General features: G+C 28.6%; 1 protein-coding gene. It reads right to left on the reverse strand.

Annotated features, from left to right (window positions below):
- Positions 1-114: 114 nt before the first annotated feature.
- Positions 115-374: UDP-N-acetylglucosamine 2-epimerase (locus tag QWI17_RS16685; RefSeq protein ID WP_302723660.1), on the reverse strand; the 260-nt coding region annotated here is incomplete at its 5' end.

Here is a 374-nt window from a genome sequence, read left to right on the forward strand (position 1 = left end):
AATAATCTTCATGCAAAAAATGTGTATATAAAAACAGCACGTTAATACCTCCTATAAAAAACCCTAAAAAAAGAATTAAAGTGTTTAAGAACGACTGTTTTAATACGACTCCCATTAGCAAATACTAATTATTTCATGATATACCTTCTCCCCCACATTTTCACCATAAAGCTTAATATCAAAATCTTTAGACGATTGATTAAATTGATTAAAAGCTTTATACATTTCAGATTGATCACTATTTACAATTTTAGCAAAACCATTTGAAACTAATTCTACCCATTCCGTTTCATCACGAGCTATTATGCAGTGTTTTTTATTAAAAAATGCTTCTTTTTGTAATCCTCCGCTATCAGTAACAACCAAATTGCAAT

The sequence above is a fragment of the Gilvimarinus gilvus genome (assembly GCF_030518155.1).
GTDB classification, from domain to species: domain Bacteria; phylum Pseudomonadota; class Gammaproteobacteria; order Pseudomonadales; family Cellvibrionaceae; genus Gilvimarinus; species Gilvimarinus gilvus.